The sequence below is a fragment of the Algoriphagus resistens genome (assembly GCF_001442615.1).
Lineage (GTDB): Bacteria > Bacteroidota > Bacteroidia > Cytophagales > Cyclobacteriaceae > Algoriphagus > Algoriphagus resistens.
Genome location: NZ_LMXN01000001.1, coordinates 564,392 through 582,189 on the forward strand (window position 1 = coordinate 564,392; position 17,798 = coordinate 582,189).

The following is a 17,798-nucleotide window of genomic DNA, read 5'->3' on the forward strand; positions in this document are numbered from 1 at the left end:
ATTTGATAGCAACAATAAAATAAGAATTAAGCTGATTGGTAGAATTGTGTATTTTTGGATTCGAATGTAAGCTTTAGGTTAAGCCGTGGTAGATTGCTTTAGTCAGCGTTGCATCCCTTGAAGTAAGTTATTGTCAGAATTCCCCTAAATAAAAAATGAATTTTAAAGTTGTGGTACCTGCCAGGTTTGGCTCAAAAAGATTTCCGGGGAAAAATAAAGCCAAGCTCAGTGGAGTTCCTTTAATTAATCACTCAATCCAGTATGCAATTGATTCGGGAATTGATCCAGATGATATCTGGATCAATTCAGATGATCCGGAAATTTTGCAGATAGCATCTTCTTTCGGAGCCAATTCATATATGAGACCTGAATATTTAGGTGGAGATTTAGTTTCCACAGTTGATGTTCTGAAAGATCAGATTGATTATTGGGAGAAAGAAAATATTAAGGTTGATGCAATTGTGTTATTGCAGGTGACCAATCCTCTTAGACCGCCTAATCTACTTCAGGGTGGGATTGAAGTGTTTTTGAGAGAAAATAGATCTAGTTTGGTTACTTTTTCGAAGTTAAACAAGAAATTTGGGGCTATAGAGAATAAGCTTTTCAAGCCAAGGAATTATTTACCTGGGCAAAGAATGCAGGATATAGAGCCGATGTTTTATGAGAATGGCCTATTATATATTTCATCCGTAGATCTGGTTAAAAAGGGCTTTGTGGTAGGTGATGATGCCTTTCCTATGGTCATTGATCATGCGTTTGCACAGGTAGATATAGATCATCCCGAAGATTTGATTTTTGCGGAGGCAATACTTAAAATATACGTTAATAATGGAATTTAGAATTGGAAACAGATCCGTAGGAAAAGCATATCCACCTTTGGTGATTGCAGAACTTGGGATTAATCATGGTGGAAATTTAGAAGTGGCATTTGAAATGGTGGATGCCGCTGCAAGGGCAGGGGTGGAGGTACTGAAGCATCAAACCCATATTGTGGAAGATGAGATGAGTAAAGCTGCCAAATCCGTGATTCCCGGAAATGCTACTGAATCCATCTACGAGATTATGGCCAAGTGCGCTCTTAATGAAGACGATGAAAAAGCTTTAATGGACTATGTAGAATCTAAAGGGATGATTTTTATTTCAACACCATTTTCCAGAGCAGCAGCGGATCGTCTTCAACGGATGGGGGTGTCTGCTTTTAAGATAGGAAGTGGAGAGTGTAATAATCATCCGTTGTTAAACCACATAGCCTCTTTCGGAAAACCCATGATTTTGAGCACAGGTATGAACAGTCTGGAAAGTGTGAGAAAATCGGTGAAAGTAATTCAAAAACATAAGGTACCGTTTGCCTTATTGCACACAACAAATCTGTATCCTACCCCTAACCATCTGGTTAGGCTAGGGGCAATGCAGGAATTAATGCAGGAATTTCCTGATGTACCTGTTGGATTAAGTGACCATACAATTTCCAATCATGCCTGTTTTGCAGCTGTAGCGTTGGGAGGAGTGATTCTGGAAAGACATTTTACTGACCATATGCAAAGGCAGGGCCCTGATATTGTGTGCTCTATGGATGAAGATAGTGCGATGGAGTTAATTCGTGGAAGCAGAGATATTCAGCAAATGCTAGGGGGTAAAAAAGAACCTGCTTTGGAAGAGCAGGTAACCATTGATTTTGCATTTGCGACCCTGTGTTCTATTAAAAAAATATCGAAGGGTGAGGTGTTCAATAAAGAAAACACCTGGGTAAAAAGGCCGGGAACAGGAGAGATTAAGGCCGAATTCTATGAAGATGTATTGGGCAAGGTAGCAGCGAGAGATATTGAAGAAGATGAGCAGATCAGCTGGAAGGATGTTGTTAAGTAAGGTAAAATGAGGAAAATTTTATTTTTGACCGGAACCCGGGCAGATTTTGGAAAATTAAAGTCGTTGATCAGAGTATGCGTGGATTCAGGTCTGTTTGATGTGCAGATATTTGCTACCGGCATGCACATGCAACATCAATATGGCATTACAGTAAAGGAAATTGAGAAGTCAGGCTTTTCCAATATCTTTAAATTCATCAATTTTACTTCAGAAACAACGATGGACCTAACCTTGGCAAAGACCATTGATGGATTATCTTCTTACATCAAAGAAGAAACCCCTGATATGATAATTGTGCACGGAGACCGGGTGGAGGCTTTAGCCGGGGCTATAGTTGGGGCTTTGAACAATATTTTGGTCGGACATATTGAAGGAGGAGAAGTCTCAGGAACTGTAGATGAAATTATCAGACATTCTGTGAGTAAAATGAGCCATATTCATTTTGTGGCGAATGAGCTGGCGAAGAAGAGGTTGATACAAATGGGAGAATTGGAAAATCAGGTTTTTGTGATTGGATCTCCGGATATTGATATTATGTTTTCGGAGGGACTTCCAGATATTGCTGAGTCAAAGCACTATTATGACATAGGATTTGAGAGCTTTGCTATATTGATGTTTCATCCAGTGACTACCGAAATTCATCAGTTACCAAAAATCGTGGAGGAATTAATCGCAGCCATTTCTTCAGATTCAAATAATTACATAATCATTTACCCTAACAATGATCTGGGAAGTTCCAAAATATTAGAGGGTTATGATACTTTGATAAAAAATCCAAGGATTAGGATATTTCCATCAATACGATTTGAACATTTCCTTGTTCTGCTCAAACACGCAGAATTTTTGATAGGGAATAGCAGTGCCGGAATAAGGGAAGCTCCTTATTATGGAATCCCAAGTATTAATATTGGCACCAGACAGAACAATAGAGCTTATGGCCCTACTATTATCCAATCTTCATACGAAAGGGAGGATATTATTTCAGCTATACAAAAGGCAAAGCAAACAGAAATAAATCCTGGTCAGCAGGATTTTGGTAATGGCTCTAGCAATGTTAAGTTTTTGGAAATACTTAGTGATGAACAGACTTGGGAAATTTCATGTCAGAAACTGTTTAATGATTTAGTTTAGTTAGAGGATCTCATCTTAAATATCATAAATTGAATCTAATAAAATCTATTTTATTAACGAAAAGGCCACTATTTTGGGTGTTGTTCCATCTGCTTATAGGAGGGATTACTGCATTTACTCCCTATTTGTTTATTTTTTGGTTTTACCTTGTTCTGCTCTCGTCACTTGTTTTTTTCTTTAGCAAGAGATTCCATGTTTTCCCTATAGTAGCTTCGTTCTCTTATCTTATTTCATTTGAATTGTTGGCAAGGATGGGGCAAACATCGCCATTAATTCCTTATGAGATGGGGAAATATTTGCTTTTTATCTTCTTGTGTGCAGGTATAGTCAATGCCCGTTCAAAAAGTAAAGTTGGCTGGGTTTTATTGATTTTACTTTTACCGGCTTTCTTTTTTGATTTTTCTGGAGAAGTTATTTTTTCTGATATTGTTTTTAATGCTTTAGGAGCCATCAATCTATGTCTCATAATTATTTTCCTGAGAGGACAGGCATTTACAAAAAAACGCCTAGTAGCTGTTTTAAAGTTGTGTATCTATCCAATTATTTCAGTTTTGTCTTATCTATGGATAAAAAATCCAAGCCTAAACGAGATAGAATTTGAGCTCTCAGCTAATTTTTCTACAACTGCCGGGTTTGGCTCCAATCAGGTATCTACCATGCTTGGCCTGGGCGCTTTCCTTATGTTTATTTTTGTGGTGAACCGTTGGGAGTTTTCAGGATTTAGAATTTTGGATTATTTTCTTGTGTTTTTGTTTACATTTCAGGGACTTATTACTTTTTCCCGAGGTGGAATGGTAGGTGCCTTATTAGGTGTTTTGATAATTATGGCCACCTTGACTTTTACTTCTCGCAGAGCTTTACATCATTACAGACTTCCAAACATTAACAAATATGTGTTTTTTGGTATTCTTTTATTAGTAGCTGCTTTTTTTATTGTGGATGACTTCACGGATGGAGCGTTAACTTTGCGCTATCAGGGTGAGACAGCGGGTACACTTTCAGGTAATAAGGAGAAATCTTTGAATACACTTACTACAGGAAGATATGATATATTCTTAGGAGATGTAGAATTATGGCTAGATCATTTAATAATGGGAGTTGGGGTGGGAGCATCCAAATATATGAGAATGCTTCATAACGGAGTGGTAGCCCATGTAGAGCTTAGTCGGCTACTTTCTGAGCACGGCGTTTTTGGATTGTTGTTTTCAGTTATCCTTGTAAGAATTGGTTTTAGCATAAGAAATAAGAGTGTTAACCCCATGATAAATGCAATTCTCATTTCCTTTTTCGTAATTGCACTTTATACAACTTTCCATGCGGCAATGAGAACTTATATCACCCCCTTGCTTGTAGGGCTTAGCCTTTTGAATGTCCGCAAATAGCATGAGATTAGTATATATTGGTAATAAACTCGCAGGGAAAGGTTTTAATCCTACCACTATTGATACATTAGGTGACATTCTTTCAAGTATCTGTCCTACTGTTTTCGCTTCAGAAAAAAAGAACCCCCTGCTGAGATTTATTGATATGGGGTATACAATCATAAAACATCGCAGAGATAATCCAATCGTTTTAATTGATACTTACAGTACTTCAGCTTTTTACTTTGTAGTTTTATCATCTTTTATCTGTCAGATTTGCAGAATCCGATATATACCTTACCTCCATGGGGGTGGCCTTAAAGACCGTCTTGAAAATAGTCCTCAACTGTCCCAGTTTGTATTTAACAATGCGTATAGAATAATTTCTCCGTCAGGATTCTTAAAAGAGGTTTTTAAAAACCAGGGATTTGATGGAGTTTGTGTTTTTCCCAATTTCATAGAAATTGATAGATATCCGTTTAAAGAGCGGAATCACCTGAGTCCAAAATTCCTATGGGTAAGGTCTTTTCATGAAATTTATAAGCCGCAGCGGGCACTTATAGTACTGTTACATGTTCTGAAGTATTATCCTGAGGCTGAACTTTGCATGGTGGGACCTGATAAAGATGGCTCTTTGGAAAAAGTTCAGAATGAAGCAAACGCCCTTGGTATAGCCGGACAGGTGAAATTTACGGGAGTGCTTTCGAAGGAAGAATGGATTAAACTTTCAGTAGATTATGACATTTTTTTAAATACAACAGATTATGATAATACCCCTGTAAGCGTTATGGAAGCTATGGCGCTGGGGATGTGTGTTATTTCTACTAAAGTGGGAGGTATACCTTATTTGTTTGAAGATGGGGTTGAGGGATTAATGGTTGATCTTGAAAACGATGAACGCTTTTCAGATTATGCACTCAAATTGTTAGCTTCACCAGAATTGTCTAAATCCATATCTTTAAATGCCCGACTGAAATCAGAGTCCTGGGACTGGCAGGTAGTTAAAAAGCTATGGGTAGAACTATTAGTAAAATGAGCTATTCTTATCTTCTTGAAAAAATTATACTGCCTGTGGCTGACCGTCTAAACGGTACGGTGTTTATTCGCGAATTATCAGAATGGAGGAAAATACTTGCGCTTAGTAAAGAAGAACTCTTAACCCTCCAAGAAGAAAAACTTAAGAGAATTTTGCGTCATGCCAATTCAAAAAGCCGGTTCTATTCCAGGTTATCTGTTTCTGAAGTAAATGATACTGTAGCTTGGTTAAAATCTTTCCCGATACTGCGAAAAAAGGTATTCCGTGAAAATCTGGGGAATATCGTAACCAGGCAAAATCTGGAAAGCCTACATGTGATACAATCATCTGGCTCTACAGGACCTCCGGGAAAAGTGTATTTTGACAATAAGGAAATTTCGATTGGAAGGGCAATACAGGTATTATGGTGGGAATGGTCCGGCTATAAAATGGGGAATTCGGTCTTACAGACCGGGGTTAATCTTAATAGAACCCGTGAAAAGGCGATCAAGGATATACTTTTTAATACTACCTATATAGAAGCGCTGAAACACAATGAGGAAGATATCCTTGAAGTGTTGGGTACTCTTCAGGCTAAGCCAGTCCAACATTTTGTTGGATATGCCTCAAGCCTTTATTTATTCGCTAAAGTGGCAAAAGCAAACGGGATTGAAAACGTGAGATTTGTGTCAGTGATTTCCCTTGGAGAAAAACTGCTGCCTCAATTTCGTGATCTGATAGAGGAAGTGTTTGACTGCAAGGTTTATGATACCTATGGCGCTTCTGAAGGGTTTAGGATCGCTTCCCAATGTGAGGAAGGCAACTATCACTTGATGATACCCCACCTTTACATTGAAATAGTCGATGGTGATGGCAATGAGGTTGAACCTGGTGAAACGGGAACTGTATTGGTGACAGACCTGGACAATTATACCACGCCGATGATCCGGTATGAACTCGGTGATATGGCCGTCAAGGTGAATGATTTCCAGTGCAAATGCGGCATGCAATTGCCTGTTTTTGGAGAGGTGATAGGGCGGTCAACCGAGTTTTTGGAGACTCCAGGAAAGAACTTCATAACCGTACAGACAGTGATCAGAGTGTTGAAGCACTTTCCCGAAGTGGAAGAATTCCGTTTTAGCCAGCTGGAATCCAATCTTTTCGAATTGGAATACGTGGCCCCTCACGAATTAAGAGAAACTAAAGATAAGATTGCTGAATTTTTCAATACAATGTTTAAGGAAGAATTGAATATAAGGTTCATTAGGCTACAACAGATTCCAAAAGGACCCACTGGAAAATTCCAGCTGATCAGGAATAGCATGTCTGTATCCTCTTGATTTTTCCACAGATTTATCAATATCCATTTTCTCTTGAACCATAAAACCTGAGATGAGAATCGTCTATATCTACCCATATTTTGGGACCCCAAAAGGGGGCTGGAGTACCAGAGTCTACGAATTTGCCAGACGATGGGTGAAAGAAGGGGTAAAGGTTACCGTAATAACTAGCCCCTATTACAAGTCAGATATCACAGCAAACGGATTTATAGAAAAGAAGACTATTGAAGGTATAGATCTTATCGTGGTTAATTCACCGGATTCCAATAAAGCCAGCTTGTTTAACAGGATGTTTAACGCTTTAAAATTTTCTGTGGTAGCGTTGTATTATTCCCTTACCCTCAAGTATGACATTGTTATTTCAAGTTCTGGTCCTATTACTACAGCAATACCAGGTTTGGCCGGAAAGTTTTTCCGCAATAAGAGATTTGTATTTGAGGTGAGGGACTTGTGGCCCACTGGGGCCATTGAATTGAAGTTGATCCGTAACCCCACCTTGATAAAGGTTGGGCTTTGGTTTGAAAAGATGTGCTACAAAAATGCCGATTTGGTTGCTGCCTGTTCCAAGGGGATGAGGGAAGGGATCTTAAAGGTATCACCGACCACAGAAACAGTAGTCGTCCCCAATTCTTCTGACACCGCGCTGTTTAAGAAGACGGATTTGTCACCTTATGATTTTCCTACAGAATGGATTGGAAAGAAAATATTTATTTACACTGGGTCATTGGGATTGATGGATGATTGCTTTCAGATCTTATCGGGAGTGAAGTATACCACTTCGGATCAGGTCAGGCTGGCAATTGTTGGTGATGGAGCGGAAAAGAAAGAGCTTGAGGAATTTGTTAGGAATAATAATCTCCAAGATAAAATACGGTTTTTCGGTCTGATTCCTAAAGAAGATGTTGTAAAGTGGTACAATATTGCAACGGCAAGTTTTGTGACATTTAAAAATTTGCCAGTCCTGCACACTAGTTCACCTAACAAGATGTTTGACTCATTCGCAGCTGGTGTCCCTATCATCCAAAATACCACAGGTTGGATCAAGGAATTGGTTGATCAGGAACAATGTGGAATCAATGTCCCACCGGATAATGGCATCCTTATGGGAAAGGCTATAGATTTGATGGTCGCCCGAGAGGATCTGCATTTGGAATTTTCGGAAAATGCAGGTAGGTTGGGAGCCACACAGTTTGATAGGGGACGTATAGCTGAATTGTACTTGGGGAAAATTAGAGAGATTGACGGATGAAGATCCTACTTACAGGTGGAAATGGGTTTTTAGGGAAAAATATTCAGGCAGTGCTCCGGGATGAGCATACATTCATTACTTTAGGAAGGAGCCAGGAAAACCAACTTGTGGTAGATCTTGCAACAGAAATTCCTATGATGCCTACATGCGACATGGTGGTTCATGCTGCTGGAAAAGCTCATTCCCTTCCAAAAGAAACAAAAGAAGAAAGGGATTTTTTTAATATCAATTCTGGAGGTACAAAAAATCTTTTGGAAGGGATCAACAAATCCGGAAAATTCCCTAAAGCATTTGTTTTCATTAGCACAGTGGCAATCTACGGAGTTGAATCTGGGGAAAAAATTACGGAGTCTTTTCCCTTAAACGGGAATACTCCATACGCTCTCAGTAAAATTGAAGCTGAAAATCATGTAAGAGAATGGGGTGAAAACTATGGGGTTAATGTGGTCATTCTCCGTTTGCCATTGATTATTGGGAAAGATGCCCCGGGTAATTTTGGCGCGATGGTAAAAGCCATACAGAAAGGGTATTATTTCCGAATAACAGGTATGAACAGCAAGAAGTCAATGGTTATGGCTAATGACATAGGGCGACTTATTCCTTCCCTCACAGATAAAAACGGTACCTATAATCTGACAGATGGAGTACATCCCCATATGGCGGAGCTTGACATGTATATAGCTTCTCAGTTTCAGAAAAAAGTATGGACTGTACCTAAAAGTGTACTTCTTCCAATTGCTAAAATAGGAGATCTTATCCCAAAGTTTCCACTGTCAACCTATAGATTGGAAAAATTGACTAACTCGCTTACTTTTGATGATCAAAAAGCGGTTGAAGAACTCGGTTGGTCACCTAGACCGGTGATTGGAACGTTTCGTGTGTTGAATTGAGGCTATGAATTAGGACCTGTCGCAGGCAACACAGGGTAATGACCACAGCCGTGCGAGATTCCATCTGATCATTGAAAAACAATTATAAACACATGGAATTTCCTACCTACTGTGTGTTATATTATTGAATTTTAGCAGGTTATCATTTTCTATTAATTAATGAACATTTTCAAAGAATTTCTCTACCGACGGTACAAAATTAGCTTTTCCAAGTCTGGAGAGGATATTTTGCTATCCAAGATTTTACAAAACTTCAAATCAGGTACCTATGTGGATATCGGTTGTTGGCATCCGATCAAAGCTTCCAATACCTACTTCTTTTACCTGAGAGGGTATAGGGGGATTTGTATAGACCCTAATCCTCAACTTAAACTGGAGTTTTCAAAATCCCGAAAGACGGATACCCTGATCACATGTGGAGTTGGTGGGACAGCTTCAGAATTAGATTACTACGTGATTAAGCATGATGAATCTATGAATACGTTTAACCCGCTTTTCATTGAAGAAAACGGTCTTCAGGATTCCGTAAAGGAGATTTTAAAAATACCTGTCAGACCCTTAGCTGGTATTTTAAGGGAAACTTGTAGCCCGGGGCAGGAACTGCTTTTTTTTGATGTGGACGTAGAAGGATATGATTTTGAAGTCCTCCAGTCAAATAATTGGGAGGATTTTCGGCCCTACGCCGTCATGGTCGAGTCCAATCTTTGCCTGAAGGAAGATATGAATTCGGACATCAACGGATTTTTAGAGGAAAAAGGTTATAGTATTTATGCAAAGACAGTAATTAATAAGGATCTGGGAAACCTGATATTCTTAAGGAATGATTTTTATAAATAGAACTGCGCGATGCAATAACCAGGAGCCAGGCAATGATTTACCATTTCAGTAATTATTAATATAATCTGGCGCACTTGCAGGATAAAAATCTCAAACAGCCTACTAATGATTTCTTGATAGAATTCGTAAGAGATATGGCAATTTAAATTTGTTGACTTCCCCTATTCGATAATCAGTGGATAAGAACGATCTAAGATACCTTTCGCAAAATACCTCTCTTTTATCCAGGTGCTCAGCGTGTAAATCCCGCGTCCTGTCATGTAAAGGATCTTTTAGTTAGCTTTCTTTTTCATAGACGGAACTTACTTCATCTGAATACGAAGAACTTCCTAGGAACTTCTCGAAAAAAATATGCTTTAATTAACTTCCTGTCAATAGCACTACTCTTTTCAAGTTTTAGATATATCCCGGTTGGGCCCTTCAAGTAGAATAAGGTAAGTTGTAGAGGCCCTTCGCTAAACCATCACTAGTAAAGGTATATTGGGGATTTCTTTAATTCCAGACGTACAACCGACTTTCTTATAAGAAACTCTCTCATGCTTCCTTTTGTTTAATCCCCCTTTGCTTAGATCACTTCAGTCAGTAAGCTTTGCCACATACACCCAGTCACCGCCTATATCTTTGCAGGTAAAGTCAACCAATCCGATCTGTTGACAAAGTGGTTCAGCAATAGGAAAAAAATTCACATGCAAATCCAAGGTATAGTAATAGTATTTTTGGCGGGGAGTTACTATTATTAATTGTTTTTTAGCCACTCTTTTCAGTTCATGTATAGCTTTTTTTAGATCAAGTATATGTTCCAGGGTGTGGGTACAGACTACGATATCAAAGCTCTTGTCAGGAAATGGAAGGTTTTCAACAAATCCGCTTTGAAACTTAATATCAGCATGTTTTAGGCCGTTGTGGATTTCACAGCCTGTTAAATCAAAGTTTTTCTTTTCACGTATTTCGGATAGAAGATACCCACGCCCACATCCGACATCCAGTAAGGTGCTCAAGCTTTCGTCCAAACTGCGTATGATATGCTCGACAGACTCCCTATTCATGTCCGTTGGACGGTCGTCGGCCCGATTGCTGATTTTTTTGTAGAAGTCCGAATATTCTTCTGGGGTATAAGAGTAGACGTTTTTTTTGAACTGCATAATTTCACTGATATATTTTCCTTTAAACCAGTAATAAAATATAGGGTACATGAAATATTTGTTGTCCCGTAGAATAGGAGGCAATAACTCATCTAAAAAAAACCGGACTAGGTTGGTGTACTCTCTTTTCATTTTGTCAAGTGAAGCTAAAATCCTAAACTATCTTTATGCAAAGTTAGTAGTTCTTGAATAGAAAATAGTTCCTAATTAATGGAAATAAGTAGCCAGAACAGCAGGAATCTCTTGTCCAGATCACACTGTCCGGGAATTGACTGGCTCTTAGTCGGTTAATAGTGTCCTCATCAGCTTATAATAGGGAAACTTGTATAAGATGGGATCACCCCACAGCGTTCCAGAGTTTTGGTTTTTTGATCCGTTTATTTCAGAAAGGAAATGTGGGGAAATTTGTCCTTTTAATAATTCTACATTTCTTTGCTTATAATTCTTCAATTTTGTCAGGTGGAGATCCTACGCAAGACTATTTGGGTGTAGAGTTGTCACTCTTTAAAAATGAAATAGATTTCAAAAACTGCCGTTTGCAAGATCTATTCGGGGTAGGAAGAGAAAAAGAGTATTCGAATTGGGTTCTGATTTGCTTTGTAGTGAATTGAAATCCATTGTGTTAGAACTTGATCGCGGCAAAGAAAAGGAGTTCACCAAAAACGTTTTGCCATAATTAGTTCTGGGTGGGAAATGACTCACTGCAGAAAGAAAATTTTATAAAGTAAATATTATCCTGTGGCTCTTTCTTATATCATTGTTTTTTTAATTCTTCTTCTTATAGCCTTAATCTACCACAGACTGGCTCTTAAATTTGCTATTGTAGATAAACCAAACCACCGAAGCTCCCATATACACAGCACGGTGAGGGGAGGGGGAATTTTGTTTCCATTTGCGGTGGTCTTTTGGTGGATGGCATTTGATTTTCCCAATACCTGGATGGTACTGGGTATTGTGTGGGTGGCTGCTATTAGCCTGCTGGATGATATTTATACCATCTCAAGTAAAATCCGCTTTGGAATACAGTTTTTGGCGCTGACCATGGCTTTTTATGATTTGGAGGTCTTCGCGCAGATTAACTGGATGGCGTTGCCGGTTCTGTACTTTATTTCCCTGGCCATTATCAATGGCATTAATTTCATGGACGGCATCAACGGCGTCACGGGCTTATATGGGCTGGTTTTTTTAGGCAGTATATTAGCGGTGAATGCCTACACAGGAATTTTTGACCAGTATCTGATACGCTATGAAATTTTGGCGATATGTGTTTTTTTAATATTTAACCTGCGCAAAAAAGCCCTGATGTTTGCAGGAGACATAGGCAGTATATCCCTGGCCTATTTGATGATCTATCTTCTGCTCCAGTGGTACCTACACTCAGAATCCTGGACAGTAATTCTTTTCCTGCTCATATATGGGCTGGATACAGCCCTTACTATTTTTGAGCGGATCAGAAAAAGAGAGAAAATATCTACGCCGCACCGCACTCATCTGTACCAAATACTCGCAAACCAAGGAGAAAACCCCCATGTGAATATAGCTTTGGCCTATGCTATCCTTCAGCTTGGGATCAACTTTGCGTTTTTCATCTACCCACAAACTACCCCGGATAATTATTTGGCTTTAGGTATTCTGGTAATATCAGGGTTGATCTACCTAGCTGTTAAAATACTCCTTCTCAAAAAATACGCAAAGATCCAGCAGTAATGGCTAGCAAGCTGCCACTCACAACTGTCAGTAAATCAACCTATTATAATAAAAAGACCCAGGGAAGCCCTTGGGTCTTTTTGTGTGGCAGCTGCCAAAATTAAAACTTAACACTTTGCCAAAGTTGGATCGAATATCCCGAAATAAAAATACCCTATATAGGGTATTTTTTGGCAGTTTTAAGCCGAATTAGGCGCAATGTCCAGATAGGAAGGCTAAAAACCAGCTTGTTTGGGGGCTGGGCATAGCGCCGCCGGGATGAGCCGAAAGCCCGGGCAAAATGGCAATGCCTTGATTTATTTTGAGGCAAGTACCGGCCGCGGTAACTTGCATGTAGGTAGAATTGCCAATGTGAAGTTCAGGTATAAGGTCTTTGAGGAAAGAGTTTAGTGGAATTCCTGAGATTCCAAAAATCATTGGATCACTTATTGATATACAGTAGCACGTAATCTGGGTATTTCTCAACAGAAAGAGTAACCACTCTCCTGATTGATAAACCGCTCAGAGGACATTTCAAAATATTAACAAAAAGCATTTTTGATTTGGAATAGCATTTGCGAGTTAATCATATGATTTTATTTACTTTGCACCCAAATCAAAAAGTAGGGGAATTCCCTGTTTAAAAATTAAAAAAAACTCATCATCTTAATTAAATCCCCAAAATGAAGCAAAAATTGTTTACTATTTCGGTTAACCGCTCACTAATGTTTGCCTTGGTGGCCATGCTGGCCATGGGAGCATGTAAGAGTAAAAAGAAAGCTGCACAGCAACCTGCCCCTCCTGCACCGGTAGAACAGGTAGAAGAAACCACTCCACCGCCAGCACCGGTAGCATCAGCTGAAGAAGTAGCTGTAGAGAAGCTAGAGAATTATTTTAACAGCGTGGCTGCGGCAGGTAACGCATCTATTGCAAACCAGACTATTCAGGAGACGTTGGCAATGTTCTCAAATCAGGAAACTCCTGTTTTGATCGTTATTCACGAAGAAAACGGGATCAAAGATTATGATGAGCCTACCACTATCTCGAAGTACCTGGATTACCTGAAGGATACGAAGAAGAACCTTAACTATATCAGCGATATCCGCATGGACGCCAATGGTAAAGTTTCTGAACTTGAGCTTAGAAGAAAATAATCGCCCATCTGAAAAAAACACACACATGAAAAATAAAATGATCCTTTTCCTGGGCTTATTCCTTGCGACTTCAGTAAGCGTACTAGCTCAGTCAGAAACAATTAGTCCTGCCAGAAAACAGGCAATTGACTCACTTGCACTTGAGAAAGTAAAAGATTTAAGTAAGTACATCAGCATTATCGGAAGTAAAGAGACGCAGTTCTCTGAGGCAAACCGGGTGATGGATCGTGCTGAAGAGCTTTTCTCTCCGGGTGCTGAAATGGGCGTATCCAGTATCAATACCAATGAAATCGCCTACTACAAAGTAAGACGTTATTTCGAGCGTTTGATGGCTTTGAACTACGATAGAGTAAATATCACATGGTATGATATCCAATACATTTCTGACCTTGAAAGACAGCCTGATGGCAGATATGTTGGGGTTGTTACCGTGTTCCAGCGTTTTGAAGGAACTTCCATCGAGACAGGCATGAACTACAAAGACACGACTAAGAAAGACATCACTATCTACGTTGAGAAAAAGCAAACCCAAATTGCCGGTAGGACTATCGAATTTTGGGACGTCATGCTAGGTGACGTGAGAGTGACAGAAACCTCCGCATGAGAATAGTAATCCTTATTTTTGCGATAGCTATCGCAAGCATCTCGGTTGTCTCGGGGCAGGGCATAGGCAGCCCCGGGACAATCAAAGATGATGGCAAATTTGCTGCCTCTACAAAACAACTAAACCAATTCTTCAGAAGATTTAATGCCGAAGAATCTCCCACTGATGGCAATGTACGCTATTATCCAGGTGATTCTGCCTATCACAGTATTTCACTGAGAAAGGGATTTCTTCAAATACTCTTTGACAACCAGACTACCTCAGTAAGCCAGGAGCTGAAGACACAGTTTATTAATGCGGTGCTCTCCCCAGATTATCCTCAGTACCTCAACTTTCACAAAGAAGGGTGGTATGCTGAAGTACAGGCGGATTTCACCTTCAAAGGAAAAAGAGAGTCTGCTACCCTGATATTGAAATTGCAGGCCGAAGGACTTGGATATGAATGGATAATAGATGACGTTTCATTTCCCCCGTTCAAGAATATATTCAATAAACCTGTGGGAGATGGAAAGGATTTTCTACACCCGCTTAGCCATGAACTTGGCTTTATGAATCTAAGAAGGGCTTTCCAAGACTCCGATTCTCCTGAGGCTTATACCAAAACCACATTCAAACCAGATTACCTGACCTTATTTTTGTATGAAATGAAGCAAAATAACATCCGATATCAAACGGTAACCGATGTTAAGTTTCATTTCTTCCAAATAGATGGCTGGTATTTTGAAGTAAATCAATTTAACCGCCCTGGAATGAATACAGGCTGGCTGATTGCAAACCTTGTCAAACTGAACCCAGGTGATAAGGAAACTATCCAGAAATACATTTATGATCAGGATTAAGACTATATATCTAAGTTTACTTCTTCTCTGCGTGGGCATTCCTGTAATAGCCCAGACTATTAAGGGATATACCAAAGCTGAGATCGATGACTATACAACAAAGGTAGAAGATCAGGTCCGTTTTTTGGAATACCTGCTCAACACTATAGGATCTGCCGAGACCCAGCCCAGAGATAAGGATGTCGTTATTAGAGAAAGCTACCTGAAAATTTTCCGTGATGCGGAAGTACAGGTAGAAGACGATCTTTTGCTGGACAGAAAAGTTGTTACCAATAAAAATGTGACCTCCTATTTGAAAGACATTGAATTTTTCTATCGGGATGTCAATTTCAAATTTAAAATAAGAGATGTAAAGGCCCATCAAAAGGACAACGGAGATGTGTATTTTACAGCCTCCCTTGATCGGACAATCACCGCTACGGGGATCAATAATGAAAAAATAACCAATACCAAACCACGGTTTGTAGAAGTTAATCTGGACAGTAAAACCCAGGAACTGAAAATTGCCAGCGTATATACGACTAAAGTAAGCCGGGATGAAGAGCTTACTGAATGGTGGTCGGTACTAGATCCACACTGGCAAGACTATTTCAAAGACCGTTTTGCAGTGAGTGAGTTTGACTCCATTAACCTGGATATGTTGTACAGGTTTGTAGAGGTAGATTCTTTGGATATCTCCGGCACCGATTCATTGTTGGATCTTGCCCCTATGGAAGCCATGCGCAATCTGAAGTATGTAAACCTGAGCAATACCCAGATTACCGAGCTGGGTCCTATATCAAATGTAACTTTTCTGGAATATCTTGATGTTTCCAATACCCCGACTTCGGATATCCAGTTTATTAAATATTCTGACCGTCTGAAGCACCTTGATATCTCCCGGACACAGATCAGGGATATCAGCGAGTTGGTTAATCTAAAGTCTATTAGATCTCTCAGGGTGGAGGAAACACCGATTATGAGCTTTGCTGTGTTAAATCAATTTGACAGTTTGAAAAGCCTATACCTTGCTCAGAGCGGATTTAATAATACCGAGAACATCAAGGATCTTTCAAATTTGGAGAACCTTGATTTAAGCAAAAATTATCTGGTGAATTTCAGCCAATTATCAGACTTGGATTCACTGAAAAATTTAAATCTGTCCAATACAAATATCCAGGACCTTACACCTTTGGCAGGACTTGAAAACCTTGAGGTCCTAGATATTACAGAGACAGAAATATCTGATATCTCGGCACTCAACGGGAAGTCAAGTCTAAGTAAGGTTTTGGCAGATGGTACTAAGCTTTCTGTAGTTGCTTCGGATAATTTCATCCGGAATAATCCGAAGGTCTTGCTTATCCATCATGTAAAAGATCTGGAAAGCTGGTGGGCGGGATTATCCGAGGCCTGGAAAGCCAGTATGAAGAAAGCAAATCCTAGCATTACCTCAGACAGCCCAAGTGTGGAGATCCTTACCGGCACCATTGGCCTGGAAGAATTGGATTTGAGCGGCGCAGGAATAGAAACCTTAAACCCGATCACAAGATTCGCCAAACTTACCAAAGTGGATTTTTCGGACAATCCCATTACCGAGCTTATTTCCCTGAGTGAAGTGAAGACTTTAAAGGAGATCACCGGGAAAAACACACAAGTGAAAGACATTGCACCTTTGAAAGCAAATGAAGATTTGGAGAAATTAAACCTGGATGGAAGTCCGGTGGAGAGCATTCTTAGTGTAGCTAGTCTCCCAAAACTAAACTACCTGAATGTCAATGGTTCTGAAATCTTTGTCGAAGAAATTCCTGAGGTGCTAAGTCAAAAAACAGAGTTAACCATAGTTTACCGCACCGAAGAATTGAATACATGGTGGGAAGAGTTAGATGACAGCTGGAAGGAACTATTCAGAAAACAGTTCTCCCTACCTGAGAATCCTACTTCAGAGGAGCTCCATTCCCTTACAGAAAAGTCCTCCCTGACCTTCGAAAGCGTATCAGTAAAAGACATTCATGCGCTTTCAGTATTTGTTAATCTGCGTTCGCTGGTGATTTTTGATGCTCCGGTAGGTACTATTGATCCGATCAAAGAGCTTAAGCTTTTGGAGAAGCTGAAAATATCACAAGTGCCAGTGACGGATTTCTCTCCATTGCGAAATCTATCTAAATTAAAGGAACTGGACATCAGTAATTCCGGGATTGAAGATTTAGATCCTTTGTCTGGATTATTGAATTTGAAAACATTGAATATTTCAGGTACGAATTTAAAAAGCCTAAGAGGGCTGGAAGGGTTGGTCGATCTGGAAGAATTGGATGTGGCCAGTACAAACCTAAGATCCTTAAGGCAAATCGAAGGGCTTCCAAACCTGAAGAAGTTATCCTGTTTCAATACCCGGCTTACCAGCAGGGCAGTAGATCGCTTTAAATCGACAAATCCTGATTGTGAAGTAAGGTATTATTGATTATATTGAAGAAATGAGCTAGCGGGATCAACTGCTAGTTGGGATATGCAATCCCAAAGCAGCCTTTCTGTTCCCCTGGCTGGAACCTGACTGATTAGGATTTATTTTAAATCTGATAAACTGGAATAAAGGGATTTAAAAAATAGTTGAAAAAAAACTTTGTTTTCCCTTTTAAAAAGTATTGTTGGAAAAGTTTCTTAATCACCCTGACATAAAGGTATGCAGTGCCATCCCCAAAAAAAATACC

The 17,798-nt window shown here is 39.6% G+C and carries 16 protein-coding genes; 15 read left to right on the top strand and 1 reads right to left on the bottom strand.

The window, feature by feature from the left end:
• Positions 1–155 precede the first annotated feature (155 nt).
• From AS141_RS02330 to AS141_RS02370, 9 genes are all read left to right on the top strand, one after another.
• Positions 156–839: an acylneuraminate cytidylyltransferase family protein gene (locus AS141_RS02330; protein WP_057936000.1), complete on the top strand. Its 684-nt coding sequence runs from the start codon at positions 156–158 to the stop codon at positions 837–839.
• Entirely contained in the window at positions 829–1,866 is a 1,038-nt protein-coding gene (locus tag AS141_RS02335) for an N-acetylneuraminate synthase family protein (protein WP_057936001.1), read from the top strand. The genes AS141_RS02330 and AS141_RS02335 overlap by 11 nt, the downstream gene beginning before the upstream one ends.
• Before the next feature lie 6 nt (positions 1,867–1,872).
• Positions 1,873–2,997: a UDP-N-acetylglucosamine 2-epimerase gene (gene neuC, locus AS141_RS02340; RefSeq protein WP_057936002.1), complete on the top strand. Its 1,125-nt coding sequence runs from the start codon at positions 1,873–1,875 to the stop codon at positions 2,995–2,997.
• Positions 2,998–3,026: 29 nt separating this feature from the next.
• Positions 3,027–4,379 (top strand): O-antigen ligase family protein, encoded by a 1,353-nt coding sequence (locus tag AS141_RS02345; RefSeq protein ID WP_157243364.1) that lies wholly within the window; start codon positions 3,027–3,029, stop codon positions 4,377–4,379.
• Between the two features lies 1 nt (position 4,380).
• Positions 4,381–5,394, top strand: a complete 1,014-nt coding sequence (locus AS141_RS02350; RefSeq protein WP_057936004.1) for a glycosyltransferase family 4 protein — start codon at positions 4,381–4,383, stop codon at positions 5,392–5,394.
• Positions 5,391–6,713, top strand: coding sequence for a phenylacetate--CoA ligase family protein (locus AS141_RS02355; protein ID WP_057936005.1), 1,323 nt, complete (start codon positions 5,391–5,393; stop codon positions 6,711–6,713). The genes AS141_RS02350 and AS141_RS02355 overlap by 4 nt, the downstream gene beginning before the upstream one ends.
• A gap of 52 nt (positions 6,714–6,765) precedes the next feature.
• Positions 6,766–7,962, top strand: coding sequence for a glycosyltransferase family 4 protein (locus tag AS141_RS02360; RefSeq protein ID WP_057936006.1), 1,197 nt, complete (start codon positions 6,766–6,768; stop codon positions 7,960–7,962).
• Positions 7,959–8,852, top strand: a complete 894-nt coding sequence (locus AS141_RS02365) for an NAD-dependent epimerase/dehydratase family protein (RefSeq protein ID WP_057936007.1) — start codon at positions 7,959–7,961, stop codon at positions 8,850–8,852. The genes AS141_RS02360 and AS141_RS02365 overlap by 4 nt, the downstream gene beginning before the upstream one ends.
• 159 nt (positions 8,853–9,011) lie before the next feature.
• Entirely contained in the window at positions 9,012–9,689 is a 678-nt protein-coding gene (locus AS141_RS02370; protein WP_057936008.1) for an FkbM family methyltransferase, read from the top strand.
• Between the two features lie 575 nt (positions 9,690–10,264).
• Here AS141_RS02370 and AS141_RS02375 read toward each other — a convergent pair.
• The gene (locus AS141_RS02375) at positions 10,265–10,963 is read right to left on the bottom strand and encodes a class I SAM-dependent methyltransferase (RefSeq protein ID WP_057936009.1); all 699 of its coding nucleotides are present in this window, start codon (positions 10,961–10,963) and stop codon (positions 10,265–10,267) included.
• Between the two features lie 606 nt (positions 10,964–11,569).
• On the opposite strand from AS141_RS02375, the gene AS141_RS02385 reads away from it, so the two are divergent.
• The 6 genes from AS141_RS02385 (at position 11,570) to AS141_RS02405 (ending at position 17,551) form a co-directional block, all read left to right on the top strand.
• Entirely contained in the window at positions 11,570–12,538 is a 969-nt protein-coding gene (locus AS141_RS02385) for an MraY family glycosyltransferase (protein ID WP_057936011.1), read from the top strand.
• 258 nt (positions 12,539–12,796) lie between these two features.
• On the top strand, positions 12,797–12,928 hold the full coding sequence (locus AS141_RS27205) for a hypothetical protein (RefSeq protein ID WP_262480989.1): 132 nt from the start codon (positions 12,797–12,799) through the stop codon (positions 12,926–12,928).
• Between the two features lie 272 nt (positions 12,929–13,200).
• Complete coding sequence (locus AS141_RS02390) at positions 13,201–13,671, top strand: hypothetical protein (protein WP_057936012.1); 471 nt, start codon at positions 13,201–13,203, stop codon at positions 13,669–13,671.
• 25 nt (positions 13,672–13,696) lie between these two features.
• A complete protein-coding gene (locus AS141_RS02395) occupies positions 13,697–14,275 on the top strand; it encodes a hypothetical protein (protein ID WP_057936208.1) in 579 nt (192 codons plus the stop codon).
• A complete protein-coding gene (locus AS141_RS02400; RefSeq protein WP_057936013.1) occupies positions 14,272–15,114 on the top strand; it encodes a hypothetical protein in 843 nt (280 codons plus the stop codon). Before AS141_RS02395 ends, AS141_RS02400 begins: the two co-directional genes overlap by 4 nt.
• On the top strand, positions 15,071–17,551 hold the full coding sequence (locus AS141_RS02405) for a leucine-rich repeat domain-containing protein (RefSeq protein WP_232424797.1): 2,481 nt from the start codon (positions 15,071–15,073) through the stop codon (positions 17,549–17,551). Before AS141_RS02400 ends, AS141_RS02405 begins: the two co-directional genes overlap by 44 nt.
• Positions 17,552–17,798: the final 247 nt, after the last annotated feature.

What these genes read in the sequence shown, in the direction of transcription:
- AS141_RS02355 (WP_057936005.1), top strand. Translation starts at nt 5,391, where the DNA reads ATGAGCTATTCTTATCTTCTTGAAAAAATTATACTGCCTGTGGCTGAC.
- AS141_RS02400 (WP_057936013.1), top strand. Translation starts at nt 14,272, where the DNA reads ATGAGAATAGTAATCCTTATTTTTGCGATAGCTATCGCAAGCATCTCG.
- AS141_RS27205 (WP_262480989.1), top strand. Translation starts at nt 12,797, where the DNA reads ATGAGCCGAAAGCCCGGGCAAAATGGCAATGCCTTGATTTATTTTGAG.
- AS141_RS02360 (WP_057936006.1), top strand. Translation starts at nt 6,766, where the DNA reads ATGAGAATCGTCTATATCTACCCATATTTTGGGACCCCAAAAGGGGGC.
- AS141_RS02350 (WP_057936004.1), top strand. Translation starts at nt 4,381, where the DNA reads ATGAGATTAGTATATATTGGTAATAAACTCGCAGGGAAAGGTTTTAAT.
- AS141_RS02375 (WP_057936009.1), bottom strand. Translation starts at nt 10,963, where the DNA reads ATGAAAAGAGAGTACACCAACCTAGTCCGGTTTTTTTTAGATGAGTTA.
- AS141_RS02365 (WP_057936007.1), top strand. Translation starts at nt 7,959, where the DNA reads ATGAAGATCCTACTTACAGGTGGAAATGGGTTTTTAGGGAAAAATATT.
- AS141_RS02370 (WP_057936008.1), top strand. Translation starts at nt 9,012, where the DNA reads ATGAACATTTTCAAAGAATTTCTCTACCGACGGTACAAAATTAGCTTT.
- neuC (WP_057936002.1), top strand. Translation starts at nt 1,873, where the DNA reads ATGAGGAAAATTTTATTTTTGACCGGAACCCGGGCAGATTTTGGAAAA.
- AS141_RS02335 (WP_057936001.1), top strand. Translation starts at nt 829, where the DNA reads ATGGAATTTAGAATTGGAAACAGATCCGTAGGAAAAGCATATCCACCT.
- AS141_RS02390 (WP_057936012.1), top strand. Translation starts at nt 13,201, where the DNA reads ATGAAGCAAAAATTGTTTACTATTTCGGTTAACCGCTCACTAATGTTT.
- AS141_RS02330 (WP_057936000.1), top strand. Translation starts at nt 156, where the DNA reads ATGAATTTTAAAGTTGTGGTACCTGCCAGGTTTGGCTCAAAAAGATTT.
- AS141_RS02395 (WP_057936208.1), top strand. Translation starts at nt 13,697, where the DNA reads ATGAAAAATAAAATGATCCTTTTCCTGGGCTTATTCCTTGCGACTTCA.